This is a genomic window from Coxiella-like endosymbiont (genome assembly GCF_030643785.1).
GTDB lineage: Bacteria > Pseudomonadota > Gammaproteobacteria > Coxiellales > Coxiellaceae > Coxiella.
In genome coordinates, this window is the sequence record NZ_CP094378.1 from 889122 (window position 1) to 904118 (window position 14997).

The window sequence follows — 14997 nt, forward strand, 5'->3', positions numbered from 1 at the left end:
AATTTTTGCGGTTATACTATTTTTGCTTTTAGTACAGCCAGTTTTGGTTTGTCGGAAAGCGCCATTAGCCAATTCTTAAGGGTCAGGGGGTTTTATGCTTTATATGGATGGAACGTTTGGATGGAACGTTAGGTGACGGAAATACCCATACCTCGATTGACAATCTCAATTCTATTGATGACAATGGAATTTTTTATAGTACCGGCGGGGTATGGTTATCAATTTGATAATTTTTTCGCTTTAAAGGGCAGTGGGGGTTTATATCCACTTTCCAAATAATAACCACTTTCTAAATATAAAAAGTATAATGGCCCTACTGTCGAAGGGGGTGATACTGAAATTTATGCGGCTGGGAGGAAAGGTATAGCGCCGCTTCCAAATGGCTACAAAGTTTTTTCAAAGGTGGGGGCGCCGGCGCGTGGCGGTACGTGTTTCAACTACCTATATTCCCGACCTTACTTCAATGATATCGGTTCATCCAGTGCCTATAACCATAATAAAATGTATAAATAAAATGTAATAAAATAAATATAATAAAGTTTTACCTTATGGGGAATCGGAGTAGGGTATTCTATATCATATCGAGTGGGGCTTAATTTACAAAAGTGGCAAGAACTCTACAAATCGATAACTTTCTGTCTATGATAATATATGCTGATAGGCGGTTTTACTTACAAATTTTAATTTTTTTCTGGCATTAAAGGTAAAGGGAACCGTTACCCCCCTTAAATAAAGGGGGTTCATTTTTTTTGATCTTTACAAGCCCTTTCACCTTCTTTACAATTACATAACGTTTTAATTTTTTAAATAACAATGGGAATGCCATGTCAACAAATTCAATTATTTTTACAGCATTATCATGTTTCACATTGCTACTTTTTATCATTGCTGTTTCGGTATTTCGAGGAAGAGATCGAATGGAGTTAGATCAATCCTCCGAAGATTTTTCTAATGATCAAATTTATGTAGGTAATTTACCTTACCATGTCCGCGAGAATGATTTACATAATCATTTTTCTCGTTTCGGAGCTATTGAAACCATTAAAATAGTAAGAAACTTGCGTACAGGCCGCTCTAAAGGTTATGCATTTGTGACTTATACTAGTGCAAAACAAGCTGTTAAAGCACTAAGTGCACATGGCAAAGATTTACAAGGACGATCGTTAGTGGTCCGAATTGCTAAGTCAAGAGAACAGCACGCTTATACGTGAAAGCACTTATCATAGAAAATTTAAAAAAGACATACGCAAACCGCCTTCAAGCTTTGAAAGGTATTAACTTTTCAGTAAGTGAAGGCGATTTTTTTGCGCTACTTGGTCCTAATGGGGCTGGAAAATCGACTACAATTGGGATTATTACCTCCCTAGCAAATAAAACCAGTGGGAAAGTAGTTGTTTATGGGCACGATATTGATAAAGATTTTGCAGCGGCTAAGGCCTGTATAGGAGTTGTTCCTCAAGAATTTAATTTCAATATTTTTCAATCGGTACTCGATATCGTACTTCAACAAGCAGGTTATTATGGCATTTCCCGAAAAGACGCGATGCCCCAAGCGGAAAAATATTTAAAACAATTGGGGTTATGGGAAAAGCGTAATAGTATGGCCCAGCAACTCTCAGGAGGATTCAAGCGTCGGTTGATGATTGTACGAGCCCTTATTACCAGGGCGCGCATGTTAATTTTAGATGAGCCAACAGCGGGCGTAGATATTGAAATTCGACGTTCTATGTGGCAATTCTTGCAAGAATTAAATCAAAAAGGAATAACAATTATTTTAACAACTCATTATCTTGAAGAAGCCGAATATTTATGCCGCAATATTGCCATCATTGACCACGGGGAAATTATCGAAAATACCACTATGGCAGATATTCTAACTAAATTTGATGCTGAACGATTTATTCTTTACCTTGATCAACCCCTAGAAAAATTACCAATGATAGAAGGTTATCAATTTTGGATAAAAGATTCACGAACTCTGGAAGTTGAAGTCCTTAAAGAACAAAGCTTAAGTAGTTTGTTTGAGGACTTAAAACGACACAAAATTAAAGTAAATAGTATGCGAAATAAAGCCAATCTGTTGGAAGAATTATTTCTCAAATTGACGGCAGAAAAATAATGGGTTTTAAACAAGATCGAATAGCCTATCAAACGATAGTCGTTGCGGAATTAAAACGCATTCTGAGAATTTGGTCCCAAACTTTATTGCCTCCTGCAATAACAAGCATTCTCTATTTTATTATTTTTGGGCGAGTTATCGGGACTCGAGTAGGATTTATGGGAGGATATAAATACGTTCAATTTATTGCTCCTGGTCTTATTATGATGAATATAATTACTAGCTCGTATGCTAGTGCGGTATCCGCCTTTTTTGGAGCCAAATTTCAACGGCATATTGAAGAAATATTAGTTTCTCCAGCTTCTAACATAACGATACTTTTAGGTTTCATGAGTAGCAGTCTTTTGCGGGGAATTATTGTCGGAATTATTGTGTCCATCATTGCGCTTTTTTTACACATTTACATATCCATTTCCTAATGACAATTATACTAACAGCGCTTTTAGCATCCAGTATTTTTTCACTGGCCGGATTGATCAATGCTATTTATGCAAAAAGTTTTGATGATATTTCAATCATACCTACTTTTGTCTTAACTCCATTAACTTACTTGGGTGGTGTTTTTTATTCGATTAATTTATTACCTCTGGTATGGCAATATGTTTCTTATCTAAATCCTATTAGCTACATCGTTGATAATTTTCGATATGGGTTTTTGGGTATTGCAGACAGCCAACTTATTCTTTCTTATTTTTTGATGCTGGTTTTTGTTGTTATTTTATTTGGCATCACTTATTTACTTATGAAAAAAGGGGTGGGTTTGCGGGATTAACAATCTTTTCTATGACTTTTTGCCAGATCTGATAGAGCTCTTCAGGTTTCTGGGGATCATTTTAGAAATGAAGTGACGATCTGCTCTCGCCAAAGCTTGGATATTTCCTCCAGAACTAATTTCCTCCAGAACTATAAGATAGATTCATCATTTCACTCAGTAGTAGGGAGACTGCATTAAGCCACCCTGCTAAGAAAGCAGTAAAACAGTGGGCACGGTTCACATTAACACCTAAAATATCCGCTAAAAAATATAATAATCAATCACTTACTGACACCCGCATCCACACTCAGAGTAGTCAAACTCGCCCCATCCGTTTAGCATCGCTTGCATTAAAATCTCGCGTCTGATAACAAACAGCTTCTAAGGCAGCTTGGACAATACGTTCTTTTTGGGTGTTCTCGTGTCAATCCGAATAAAGCACCGCGAGCGCTTGGATCCCAATAAGGAACTTCCGAGACCAGTAAGTAAATGATGGGACTAAATAAACGCCAGCCGTATCCCCAACACTGGCTGCTATCGGTTTGAGTGGAAACTCGCTTTATTAATTGGAGATTATCACTTAGAATTAAATGATTATAATGGAACAGAACGATTCCTCTTAATTTCCATTTTTGGAGGTAAACTTACCACTTATCGATCCTTAGCCAGTGTATCCTCTTGCGGTCCTTGGACTGTAAATTTTGTTCTGCTGGGAGGTGAGTTAAAAGCTTGCCAATTTTGAAGAATTTTTGTTAAAGATAGGAAAAAAATACTCTTGGCTTCTCCAAGCAATTTTCTTCCGTTACGCAAATGGTTATGGAGCAATGGTTATGGAGCGTTAGTTGACGTACTGTTAGAAAATGTGATTAGTTTTGAAGACCTAGGCCTTTATGATGATAATAATCGAGGAAATTGTTGGGATAGGGAATTATTATTTTAGCGAACAAAAATTAGCGAACAAAAAAATTTAGAAAATTCTCTTCTTTAGTTTAAAGAAGCAGCAGATGCCAATACTCAATTATTTACCGGAATTAGTTATCCTATATGGATGTGGAGTTAAAAAAATTACGAATTAGCAAAGATTTTTTTATCCAATAAAAAACATCTGAGTGATAAACGAATTGGAAGGATTTGGCTCATCAAAGCAGCTGAAAATCATAATTATCCTGAAACTCAATATTTGCTATTTGCTAGGTAATATTCTTTATGAAAGCAAAGACGGAAAAGATAATGCACAAGGAATTGAGTGATTAGAAAAGCTGCTTCAAACGGTAACAAACGAGCTGATCAGCAACTAGAGAAAATCAACGAAGCGAAAACAGAAGATTCTCAAAATGATTTAGATTCCAACGAAGAACGACGATATATTGGTAAAACTAATCATTGGCAGTTTATGAAATCTATGATGAAAAAAGCAAACATTCAGCTTAAAAATTCTACTATAATTGCGGGAACCTCAAATTCCTTAACCATGACGCCGTGCCCTATAACCCTCATAAAGCTTCTATTGTTAAATTAAATTTTAATTTAGCAGAACCTCAAAATATATCGCCGGAAGAAATCTTAAGTCATATGATATGATTTAATTATCAAAAAGAAATTTTGAATTGGTGGGTCCCTCTCATTATACTTTTGAAATACTGGTTGGCGTAGCTAATTATCAGTAAGCTTTTAAGTTACTATCAAGCCAGGCTTGGCTTATGTTGGAAATCCTCAAAAGCTATTTAAATTAGGACAGATGTATGATAATGGCTTGGGAATGCCTTGGGATTGCAAAAAGATCTGCATACTGCTTTTCAGTACTTATCTAAAGTCTTCTAAGTAAGAAGACTTTAAAGCTCAATATAAGCTAGGTTTGTTCTATTTACAAGGGAAAGTCGTTTCCCAAGACTATAAGAAAGCGATTAATTCGCTCACCCAATCAGCTCTAAAGAGAAGTTTCCAGGCACAGTTTGTTTTAAGCACTATTTTATGAATATGGTATTAAGGTGAAAGGGAAAACTATTTTTAATAATTTTAATAATAACGAAAAGGCAATGTATAATCTAGCTGTTAATAGTGGTTTAGTAGTGGCTGCTTTTCGTTTGGAAGAACTTTATTAAAATTGGTTTATTTTTATGCGCAGCAAAAGAAATTAATTCCCGAATCTGAAAAACTCATCGAAAGTGTTAAAAAACGGCTAGTTCAAACGATCCAAATATGTTATTGGCTATTTTATATGATCGTGGTATTGGCATTAATAGTCATACGAAGAAGAGCCATGGAGTTTTTAAAAAACTTTCTGAAGAAAACAATGCGAACAATGCGATTGCTGAATTTATGTTGGATACTTAATTACCTTACTGAGAAACGGAAACAGCAAGAAAGTATCCACTTATTAGAAAAGGCCGCAGAGCAAGGAAATGATTTTGCTCAGTAATGATTTTGCTCAGTATAATTTAGTGATCTTAGCAAAGTAAAAATCTCTATGTTAAATCTGGAGAGAACTTTTTGTCTCTCCTTATTAAGACTGCAGAACATTACGATAAAGTTAAAGAATTATTGAAAGAAAAGAATTATTGAAAGAATTATTGGCTAATTATTATTTGATCTGATTCCGAAGATTCAAAAAATCGGTGGATATCTTACCAATAATTAGCAGAAAATAAGATTCTGCTGCCGAATTAAAGTTAGGATTTATGAACGAACATGGAATCATTTTTAAAGAAAATTATCAAAAGACTTTAGAATGGTACCAAAAATCTGTAGATCAAGGGAATCATCCCATTGCCCAATTTTTATTGGAAAATATGTATTACTTAGGGCATTGGGATAGATTGTAGTGTGGATAAAGCTATTGAATGGTTGATGATATTAGCGGCTCAACGTTATATTTCTGTTGAAGTTAATCTTGATTTTATTTTTATTTATGAAATGAGTAAATACAACTATGCTAAAGCAATACAATGGTATGCAATGGCTTCTGAATCAGATAATCCTCAAGCATTGTGCAATTTAGGTTTGATATATGAGTATGGCAAAGGAATTCCAGTAAATTACCAAAGAGCTTTTCAACTCTACGCACAAGCCTCTCGGTATGGGTCTATCCCTGACACCCTTTTAAATATCAAAAATGTATCTGAAAGGGTTTCCGGCGGTTTTCGATTCAAACCGATGATGGCTTTAAAAGCTTTCAAATGCGTAACAAAGCAAAATGATCCTAACGCATGATATCAATTGGGTTTAATGAGTGAAACTGGGGTGGCTCAGAAAATTGATTTAGGTCAATCTCCTATTTATTACGAAAAATCAGCAAAAGCAGGAAGAACAAAAGCTAATGTCCCTTTAAATCGTATTTATCAATTTGGAGTGGGCGTTCCAATAGATAGAGCTAGGGCTATTATTTTTATGAGTCTGTTGCAGATGCTGGTAATGAATTTGCCAGAAAGCAATTGAAGGTTATCTCACGAGCCAATCGACAAATATTTCGGAGAGTATCCTTATCAATGTGCTAACAAAGTCGTTTTAAACAAGGTGGAACATTCCGTATGGAAGAAAGCCGCTGATTGGATTGCTCCTGTGCCTAATATTGATTACATGCAAGCAATTGATGAGTTAAATGGTGGAGAAATTAATTGTGCCAGAGCTTCTTTGCATAAGAATTAAAAATAGATCGAATTTTGAGCCTACCTGAGAGACTATTTTTAACTATTTCTATCATTTCGGTAATTGTCTTTTTTTGAAATTAATTCGTTTAGGATTTTGTAAATTTTAGGATTACCGGCGATTAAATTACCATTTTCCATATAATCATTTTTTCCTTGAAAATCACCTATAAAACCGCCTGCTTCGGTAATGAGTAAAATGCCCGCGGCCATGTCCCATGGTTTTAAGCCCATTTCCCAAAAACCATCTAAACGTCCAGCTGCTACATAAGCTAAATCTAAAGCCGCTGTACCTGAACGGCGAACACTTGCAGTTTGAGGAAAAATAGTTTGAAAAAGTTTAAGATATGCTTGAAAAAGTGTCTTTTCTTTAAAAGGAAAACCCGTACCCGTACCGGTAAGCGCTTCGTTTATTTTTGTGCGAGTGCTAACCCGGATTTTACGATTGTTTAATTGAGCACCGCCCCCTTGGGTAGCGGTAAATAATTCTTGACGGAGAGGATCATATACGACCGCTACACTCAATTTATCTCGATACTTTAAAGCAATAGATATTCCTATTTGAGGAAAACCGTGAATGAAGTTAGTAGTGCCATCTAAAGGGTCAATAATCCAGGTGAAATCATTTTTAGATTTATGAAGACCCGATTCTTCAGCTAAGATAGTGTGATCCGGATATGCCTTCTGAATAGTCTGAATAATTTCTTGTTCGGAAAGTTGATCTACCTGGGTGACGAAATCATTTTGATGTTTTTCTTTAACATCGACCGTATCGAGTCTGTCCACAAAACGAACAATGATACGTGCGGCGTTGCGAGCAGCTTGAATAGCGATGTTAAGCATTGGGTGCATAAGTGTACTTCTTTTGGGTCATAGGGTTCAGAATGATAGCATGTGAGTTATGCCTGTAAAAGTAACCTGGATTTTTATTTCGAATAGTTTTGGTTAACCTTAGCTATCTTGGAAAAATCTGTGCCACTGCTTGAGCTATGAAAAGCATGGGCTTCTCAAGATTGTACTTGGTCCAACCGGAATTTTTTCCTCATATAGCCTGCGGGGGCCGCGGCAGGGGCAAATTATATCTTGGCTTAAACCATTGTGGTTGATAATTTAAATACAGGACTCAAGGGTTGTAATTCCGTGTATGGAATAACTTACCAATACCCGAGTTCGTACATTGACATGGCCTCTGAAAACCGCACGGCAGTGTGGTATGTGGTAAACAAGTTGTTACACAGGTGAGTGAAATAGCGATCGTATTTGGGCTAGGAACGATCAGGTCTTACAAATGAAGAGCTTGCTTATTGTCATTATCATGTGACAATACCAGCCGAAAAAGAATTCAGCTCTTTAATTTAGCACAATTTATGTAAATTATTACGTATGAAATGCATATGGCTTCATTAGAAGGAAAGCAAAAAAACCATCAGAAAAATTTAACCGAAAAAGCAACCGCTGAATAAATATTTGGGTTTTTATGATCATTTGGAAAAAACGCTAATAGCCATAAATCTATAGATCCTAAGCAACCCAAAATGTTTATGAAAAGGTTAAAGCGTCTCTTCAACCGCGCTGAGATTGATGAAACTGAGTTGAATATTTTACGAATATTTTACGAGGCATCTTTTACGAGGCATCTTGGGTGCTATTTATAAACGAGACGATTACTGTTAAAATCTTATTCCTATTTTTAGTTAAGGAAATATCAGTGAATGATACTAATAGAGAAAATGAACCATTAATCCCAGCTTCTATTCAACTGCCCGAATTCACTTTTAAAGCCATTATATTATCTATTCTTCTTGCTGTTATTTTATCGGCAGCCAACGCTTATCTTGCTTTAAAAATTGGGACCACCATTTCTGCTTCCATACCCGCATCAGTATTTGCATTAGGAATTTTACGGCTGTTTAAAAAACATAATGTTTTAGAAAGCAATTTAATTCAAACGGCAGCTTCTGCGGGGGAAGGCGTTGCAGCTGCTATAGCCTTCGTTTTACCGGCTATGATTTTTCTCCATATTTGGAAAGGTTTTTCTTATTGGGAGACGGCTATTATTACTTTACTAGGGGGACTTTTAGGGGTTTTATTTGCGGTTCCTTTGCGCCGAATCATGCTTAATCTCCCTGCCTTACATTTTCCTGAAGGAACGGCTATCGGAAATGTTCTCAGAGTAAGTGCACAAGGAAAAGCCGGACTGAAATTATTGACTCAGGGCGGCTTAGTCGGTGGGCTAGTAGCTTTTGCACAAATTGGTTTAAAAGTGGTCGCTGATAGTTTGCAAATGTGGACATTTGTGGGGAGAACCATTTTTGGTTTTTCGGTAGGTTTTACTCCTGCTACCTTAGCGGCAGGGTTTATTGTGGGTTTTGAAGTAGCCGTGAGTTTGTTTACCGGAGCTTTTGTAGGTTGGTTAATCCTATTGCCTTTTATCGGACTTTATTATGGATTACCTGACAATGTAACCTCAGCTTATGATGCAGCTACGCAGTTGTGGGATGCGCATTTGCGTTTTGTCGGCGTAGGAACAATGCTTATCGGCGGAATATGGACATTATTTCGATTATTGAAGCCTATTGGAAAAGGAATACACCTTTCTTTTATTGGTTTTCGAGAAGGTTTAGAAGGGAGTTTTGGCAAGCGCCGTTTACGAACTGAAATGGATATGCCACCGATGTGGATTGTTGTTGGTGTTTTAGTCATTGTCGCTTCATTATTTTTTTATACTTTCTATTATTTACATCGAGCACATATTGTAGCAACTGTCAATTATTTATGGGTTGTAGCTTTTATTTCGGTTATTTATGTAATAATTATTGGCTTTCTTTTAGCAACTATATCGAGTTATTTTTGTGGATTAGTAGGATCAAGCAATAATCCTTTATCAGGTCTTTTGATTACTGCTATTTTGTTGCTTTCATTTTTATTCTTACTAATATTTCGTGTTCGCGAATCGGAGCAGGCACATTATATTGCATCCGCGGTTATTGTAATTGCTACTATTCTTGCGGGTATTGGTTCGATTGCAGGAGAAAATATCCAAGACCTTAAGGCGGGTAAAATGGTAGGAGCCACGCCCTGGCGGCAACAATTAATGATGGCAATCGGTGTCGGTGTTTCAGCTTTTTTTATCGGTCCCGTGCTTCAACTTCTATTCGATGCTTATGGCATGGGTGGTGTTTACCCACGTCCGGGAATGGATCTTTCCCAGATGTTGTCAGCACCTCAGGCGGGCTTAATGGCGGCTGTTTCTCATGGGGTATTAACCCGTCATCTTAATTGGGGAATGATCATTGTTGGTGGGGTAGTGGCTGTCATTATTATCACAATCGATGAATTTCTAAAGCGCCGTAACTCTAGGTTGCCTGCTTTGGCAGTTGGTTTAGGTATTTATTTACCTCCCGAGGTGATTACCCCTGTAGTCATCGGTGGATTGGTAAGTTTTTTAGTTAAAAAGCGATGGCAGATAAAAAAACGTTCAGAGAAAGAGGACGGAATGGTTGGCCATCAAAACGGAGTATTAATGGCTTGCGGAATGGTGGCAGGGAGCGCCTTAATGGGAGTAATTTTAGCGATTCCGTTTGTTATAATGGGAAGTGCTAATGCATTAGCGTTAGTAGAACGAGGATTTGCTCCAATAGCGAGCGTGTTGGGAATCCTTGTATTCTTAGCATTGTGTACGTGGTTTTATCGTATTGGCACTAGGCAGAAATGATGGCATTACCTATTTATTTGGATTATATGGCAACTACGCTTGTCGATCCTATTGTAGCGCAGGAAATGATAGCCTGTTTAACTAAAGAAGGAATTTTTGGAAATCCCACTTCCGAAAGTCATATTTATGGATGGAGGGCGCGAGAATTAATCAATAAAGCACGTGAGTCTGTTGCGAAGTTAGTAAATGCCGATCCTCAAGAAATTGTTTGGACTTCCGGCGCAACGGAATCAGATAATTTGGCTCTCAAAGGAGCGGCCTCTTTTTACCATCGTAAAGGTAAGCATATCATTACTACAAGCACGGAGCATAAGGCTGTACTGGACACATGTGCTTATCTCTCTTCCCAAGGTTTTAAAGTCACTTATTTAAATCCTCAAGGTGATGGCTTATTAAATTTGGCCGAATTTGAAGCCACTATTCGTTCGGATACAATTTTAGCGTCCTTTATGCATGTTAATAATGAAACTGGTGTTATTCAAGATATTGCTTCTATTGGTGAAGTTACGCGCCGACACGGTGTCCTTTTTCATGTAGATGCTGCACAGAGTGCAGGTAAAGTTCCTATTGATTTAAATTATATGCAAGTTGATTTAATGTCTTTTTCGGGCCATAAACTTTACGGGCCAAAAGGTATTGGAGCTTTATATGTGCGTGGCACTCCTCGTGTCCGCTTAGAACCTTTAATTCATGGGGGCGGCCATGAAAAAGGTTTACGTTCTGGGACGTTGGCCACGCATCAGGTTGTGGGTATGGGTAAAGCTTTTGTCTTAGCTCAAGAACGCATGATAGATGATGTAAAAAATATTACCCAACTGCGTGATCGGTTATGGTTAGGGCTATCCCAGTTGGGTGGTGTTCACCTGAATGCTGAAACAGCTCCACGAATTCCCGGATGTCTGAATGTTCGATTTGATGGAGTGGAAGGTGAATCGTTAATGGTAAGATTACAAAAAGTAGCAATTTCGAGTGGCTCAGCGTGCAATTCCGCAAATCCTAATCCCTCTCACGTATTATTGGCAATGGGATTAAACCGAGAAGAAGCTTATAATTCTATTCGCATTAGCTTGGGACGATTTACTACTAAAGAGGAAGTCGATGCAGCGATTGTCCATATTGCGGAGCAAGTGAATCGCTTGCGCGAAATGTCTCCTCTTTGGGAGAACGTTAAGAAAAAGTTAATCGATTAGATCAAGTCATGCGTTATTCTAATGAAGTTTTAGATTATTTTTTGGATACGCAACATGCAGGAATATTGCAAGAGGCAGATCATCCTCCAGTAAAGCAGGGAGAAATAGGGACTCGCGAGCAAGGTTACTTATTTAAGCTTTATGTCCGTTATGATCACACTAAAATAAAAGAAGCCAAATTTCAGGCTTATGGATCTGTTTCCGCCATTGCGGCTTGTGAATATGTCTGTGGCTGGTTTGAAAACAAAACTTTTGAAGAAGCCAAACAATTAACTGCAATTCAAATACAAAACGCTCTGAATTTATCAGCATTCGAAACTCATTCTGCATTGCTAATTGAGCGGTTATGTAAAAAAACTCTGGAAGAAAATCAATGATTAAGATAAAAGAGGAAGCTTTTATTGGACTCATGTGCTTATTCAGTGCCTGGGTGTGCCCATAATTTTTATGGGGGATGGCGGCACGGGGGTTGGGGTAGGTAGGATTGCTCATGCAAAAATCATTTGGGCAGATGGGACTGGCGCAAGCACATTAGCTTAATGGCTCTAAGCAACGTTTCTAGATGATTAAAAGGACGTCAGTAAATAATTTCTATGTTAATTTCTATGCTAGGTACCAAAGCAAGCCGCATAGTCGTGCTTAGGAGAAACTCGATAGTGAAATAAAAAGAGAAATTACTAAAATCAGCATCCATAATTCATCATCCATAATGATCGTAACATATTTTTTCTCTTTATTTTTTTTCAAAACACTCCAGAGTTTGTAAGCGCTGTTCTAAATATTCGATTCTCTCTAAGAGGTCCAATGCAATACCAATTCCAGGCATATTAACTTCGAGATCGCAATAAAAACTTGCTGCGATCTTTGCGCGTTTTAGGCAAGCATTATCAAATCGCCAGGAATTGGGAGCACTACCTTCAGGTTCGATTAATTGATGTTCAACCATTTTGATAACTACTTGCGTCTGTAAATGCACTGCTTGGCTTAATTCTTCCAGATTAAGCGATGCAGATTGTTCCACGATAATACCTTGTAAAATTTGTTTTGTCATGATTGCCTCAATAATTCTTTACGTGGATTAAAATGCATGAGTTCCGACATTTTTTGGTATAACTGTTTTTGCTGATCCGTCTTAGGCTCTGGGATATAAATATTTAGAAGCACATATTGGTCTCCGGGTGGCTTCCCAGGGAGCCCTCGTCCTTTTAAACGAAGTTTTTGCCCTGTTTGAGAGCCTACAGGCAAAGTGAGGTCAACAGGACCGCCCAAGGTAGGAACCGTAATTTTAGAACCAAGTGCTGCCTCCCAGGGCATTACGGGTAAATTTAAATAGATATTTTTGCCTTCCATCGTGTAGAGTTGATGGGGCTGTAAATGGATTTCCAAATACAAATTGCCGTTGGGTGCACCCCTATTCCGGGCAAACCTTGCCCTTGTAATCTAATTTGTTGGCCCTGTGTAACCCCTGCGGGAATTTTTACTCGTAGGATTCGCGTTGTGTAATTTATTTGGCCGGTTTTTGGATTAAGCGTTGGCTCTTGAAAAGTGAGTGTTCGGGTTGTGCCCCGAAAAGCTTCTTCCAAATTAATAGTTACACGACTATGTTGATCTTGGCCTCGCCGACTAAACTTCGCTCGAGTCCATCTTCTGCCTTCGCCCAATACTCCAAAAAGGGTTTCAAAAAAATTACTGAAATTGCCCTGACGAAATTCTTGATAAGAAGCTTCACTGCGAGGATGAAATTCCCAACTATGAGGAGGGGTAAAGTCTTGTCCTTGTTTCCACTCCGCACCCATGGCATCGTAAGCCTTTCGTTTTTCAGGATCTTTGAGAACTTCGTAAGCTTCTTTTGCTTGCTTGAATTTCTCTTCTGCATTTGGTTCCTTATTGACATCGGGATGATATTTTCGGGCTAATTGCCGATATCGCTTTTTAATTTCATTGGCCGTTGCATTACGTGAAATGCCTAAAATTTTATAATAATCTTGGTATTCCATAAATCTTATATTAACGCTTATATTGCAGGTTTTGCAATGCATGCAATTCGAGGCGTTGATTTGTAAACGGGGGAACTGTGCTTGTTTTCGATAATTTCGTAAACCTGGGCGGGCAATAACGTTGTTTAGGAGCTGCATATTTAGCAATCGTTATCTTATAGCAATCATTATCTTAGTTTCGATTTGAGGATTTTTAACGATTAAATGACAAGGTTCATCTTCGTGGTGGCGAGTAGTTGTTGTTAAATACACCTGAGTTAATTTGTCGAAGGTTAATTTTCCATCTGGTTTAGGATAAAGGATTTTATGGAATTCTTTGATGGGTTTTAATGCTTTTGGTGATCGGGTTGATAACGAAATGTCCAAGTGGAGGGGGCCACACCACCCCCGCTTTGCCGCGTAAAATAAACTGATCTAGGGCAAAATAATAAGGCCTAGCCATAATCCTCTGTTAAAAGAGGGCCTTTAAAATTCCTGATTTCATGGTGGTGTGAGTACTTTTTCCCTAAATTTAAAAATGCAGCTGCTCAACTAGCATTCCTCCCAGAAAAATAATTTTTGGAATGGATTTGTAATCCTCCTTCATTTAAGTTGCGAGCTCCATAACCATAAACCCACGCATTCGCTATTTTCTAATAACGCGGGGTTTCAGATAAAGGGACGTGTTTTAAGTCGTTGTAATTCTTTAAAAAGGATCTAAGTAAGGTTTTGATAATCAAATCCCACAGTAAGACCCAGAGCAAGTAGGTTATTTTCATAATGATAAATAAAAGATCCTCCATAAGTGTTACAATCTAGAGGTCAACCCACTGTGTGGATGATAGCACCTTTTTTATGTTTCTCAGGAGAAATCTTCCATAATTCTTTAATTCCAATCCCATAACTTTGAGAATCAGAGTTAAGACATACATTAAAATGTCGGATTAATTCTTCCGTCAATGATCCTCGTCACCCTTTGGCAAGTAAAGTTTGTTTTGCGTATAAATTAAGCCAAGGTTGATAGTGTTCTGCAGATTGCCCAACTTTGTTTAATCCCTTATACCCCTCTGTTTGAACACCCACCATGGCATCTTCTTTATTGAAAAGTGGTCGACTACTGGCGATGAAGCCTAGAAAAATATTAACGCCTAAATTCTCTGCTTGCTCACTTAACCATTTACAAAAATTTTCCAAGCTTATGATATAATTATTTTTATTTTATAATTATTTTTATTTTTCATAATTTTTAGTTTGGGAAGTGACTAGGCTTTTTTTCTATTAAAAAATAGAAAGCATTGTGAGTAATTGGAACCCGAAGTGACGTCTCTTGTTCTTTCCAATAGGGAAATAACTCATTTAAAGCGCGAGGTTCTAGTTTTAATACAGCGCCCGATAGAATGTGGGCTCCGAGACAGTTGCGTATTTTTCTAAAATCGTGGTCGAAAGTGAAGAGTTTTTCGATTGAGTAAGACGAATTGCAACGCTTAACCCAGCGGGACTTGCGCCCTGCACCCACGATTGATACATCGAAATTGATTTGCGGTGAAAATTTTCTTTCATAGATGTTACAGAATATGGCATTTGTGGGGCTAAGAAAAG

At 37.7% G+C, this 14997-nt stretch carries 15 protein-coding genes and 3 pseudogenes; 13 read left to right on the plus strand and 5 right to left on the minus strand.

The genetic code is table 11. The features are described 5' to 3' along the window. Positions 1-824 precede the first annotated feature (824 nt). The 9 genes and pseudogenes from MRH55_RS04595 (at position 825) to MRH55_RS04635 (ending at position 6518) form a co-directional block, all read left to right on the plus strand. On the plus strand, positions 825-1211 hold the full coding sequence (locus tag MRH55_RS04595) for an RNA recognition motif domain-containing protein (RefSeq protein WP_304985094.1): 387 nt from the start codon (positions 825-827) through the stop codon (positions 1209-1211). Then, positions 1208-2119 (plus strand): ABC transporter ATP-binding protein, encoded by a 912-nt coding sequence (locus MRH55_RS04600; protein ID WP_304985095.1) that lies wholly within the window; start codon positions 1208-1210, stop codon positions 2117-2119. The genes MRH55_RS04595 and MRH55_RS04600 overlap by 4 nt, the downstream gene beginning before the upstream one ends. Then, a pseudogene (locus MRH55_RS04605) lies at positions 2119-2891 on the plus strand (ABC transporter permease). Before MRH55_RS04600 ends, MRH55_RS04605 begins: the two are co-directional and overlap by 1 nt. Before the next feature lie 1228 nt (positions 2892-4119). After that, positions 4120-4392 carry a hypothetical protein gene (locus tag MRH55_RS04610; RefSeq protein ID WP_304985096.1) on the plus strand — a complete coding sequence of 91 codons (273 nt, stop codon included), beginning with the start codon at positions 4120-4122 and terminating at the stop codon, positions 4390-4392. A 680-nt stretch (positions 4393-5072) separates the two neighbouring features. After that, positions 5073-5207: a hypothetical protein gene (locus tag MRH55_RS04615; RefSeq protein WP_304985097.1), complete on the plus strand. Its 135-nt coding sequence runs from the start codon at positions 5073-5075 to the stop codon at positions 5205-5207. Positions 5208-5551: 344 nt separating this feature from the next. Continuing rightward, positions 5552-5695 (plus strand): hypothetical protein, encoded by a 144-nt coding sequence (locus MRH55_RS04620; RefSeq protein ID WP_304985098.1) that lies wholly within the window; start codon positions 5552-5554, stop codon positions 5693-5695. 1 nt (position 5696) lies between these two features. Further along, positions 5697-6083, plus strand: coding sequence for a tetratricopeptide repeat protein (locus MRH55_RS04625; RefSeq protein ID WP_304985099.1), 387 nt, complete (start codon positions 5697-5699; stop codon positions 6081-6083). Between the two features lie 15 nt (positions 6084-6098). Beyond that, positions 6099-6308 carry an SEL1-like repeat protein gene (locus MRH55_RS04630; RefSeq protein ID WP_304985100.1) on the plus strand — a complete coding sequence of 70 codons (210 nt, stop codon included), beginning with the start codon at positions 6099-6101 and terminating at the stop codon, positions 6306-6308. A 78-nt stretch (positions 6309-6386) separates the two neighbouring features. Beyond that, positions 6387-6518 carry a hypothetical protein gene (locus MRH55_RS04635; RefSeq protein ID WP_304985101.1) on the plus strand — a complete coding sequence of 44 codons (132 nt, stop codon included), beginning with the start codon at positions 6387-6389 and terminating at the stop codon, positions 6516-6518. Between the two features lie 38 nt (positions 6519-6556). Here MRH55_RS04635 and MRH55_RS04640 read toward each other — a convergent pair whose 3' ends face one another. After that, positions 6557-7369 carry an inositol monophosphatase family protein gene (locus MRH55_RS04640; protein WP_304985102.1) on the minus strand — a complete coding sequence of 271 codons (813 nt, stop codon included), beginning with the start codon at positions 7367-7369 and terminating at the stop codon, positions 6557-6559. A 689-nt stretch (positions 7370-8058) separates the two neighbouring features. On the opposite strand from MRH55_RS04640, the gene MRH55_RS08160 reads away from it, so the two are divergent. Genes MRH55_RS08160 through MRH55_RS04655 form a run of 4 tightly spaced genes read left to right on the plus strand, consistent with a single transcriptional unit; the run spans position 8059 to position 11799 of the window. Beyond that, positions 8059-8172, plus strand: coding sequence for a hypothetical protein (locus MRH55_RS08160; protein WP_500784506.1), 114 nt, complete (start codon positions 8059-8061; stop codon positions 8170-8172). Positions 8173-8225: 53 nt separating this feature from the next. Beyond that, entirely contained in the window at positions 8226-10232 is a 2007-nt protein-coding gene (locus MRH55_RS04645) for an OPT family oligopeptide transporter (RefSeq protein WP_304985103.1), read from the plus strand. Next, positions 10232-11422 carry an IscS subfamily cysteine desulfurase gene (locus tag MRH55_RS04650; RefSeq protein WP_304986133.1) on the plus strand — a complete coding sequence of 397 codons (1191 nt, stop codon included), beginning with the start codon at positions 10232-10234 and terminating at the stop codon, positions 11420-11422. The genes MRH55_RS04645 and MRH55_RS04650 overlap by 1 nt, the downstream gene beginning before the upstream one ends. A gap of 8 nt (positions 11423-11430) precedes the next feature. Next, positions 11431-11799 (plus strand): iron-sulfur cluster assembly scaffold protein, encoded by a 369-nt coding sequence (locus MRH55_RS04655; RefSeq protein WP_304985104.1) that lies wholly within the window; start codon positions 11431-11433, stop codon positions 11797-11799. A gap of 356 nt (positions 11800-12155) precedes the next feature. On the opposite strand, the gene MRH55_RS04660 is transcribed toward MRH55_RS04655, so the two are convergent. The 4 genes and pseudogenes from MRH55_RS04660 to MRH55_RS04680 all read right to left on the minus strand — a co-directional run bounded on the left by MRH55_RS04660 (position 12156) and on the right by MRH55_RS04680 (position 14592). Next, the gene (locus MRH55_RS04660) at positions 12156-12473 is read right to left on the minus strand and encodes a chaperone modulator CbpM (protein WP_304985105.1); all 318 of its coding nucleotides are present in this window, start codon (positions 12471-12473) and stop codon (positions 12156-12158) included. Then, positions 12470-13671, minus strand: a pseudogene (locus tag MRH55_RS04665) (DnaJ C-terminal domain-containing protein). Before MRH55_RS04665 ends, MRH55_RS04660 begins: the two are co-directional and overlap by 4 nt. Before the next feature lie 444 nt (positions 13672-14115). Next, a pseudogene (locus MRH55_RS07805) lies at positions 14116-14358 on the minus strand (NAD(P)/FAD-dependent oxidoreductase). A gap of 9 nt (positions 14359-14367) precedes the next feature. After that, entirely contained in the window at positions 14368-14592 is a 225-nt protein-coding gene (locus tag MRH55_RS04680) for a hypothetical protein (RefSeq protein WP_304985107.1), read from the minus strand. Positions 14593-14997 lie beyond the last annotated feature (405 nt).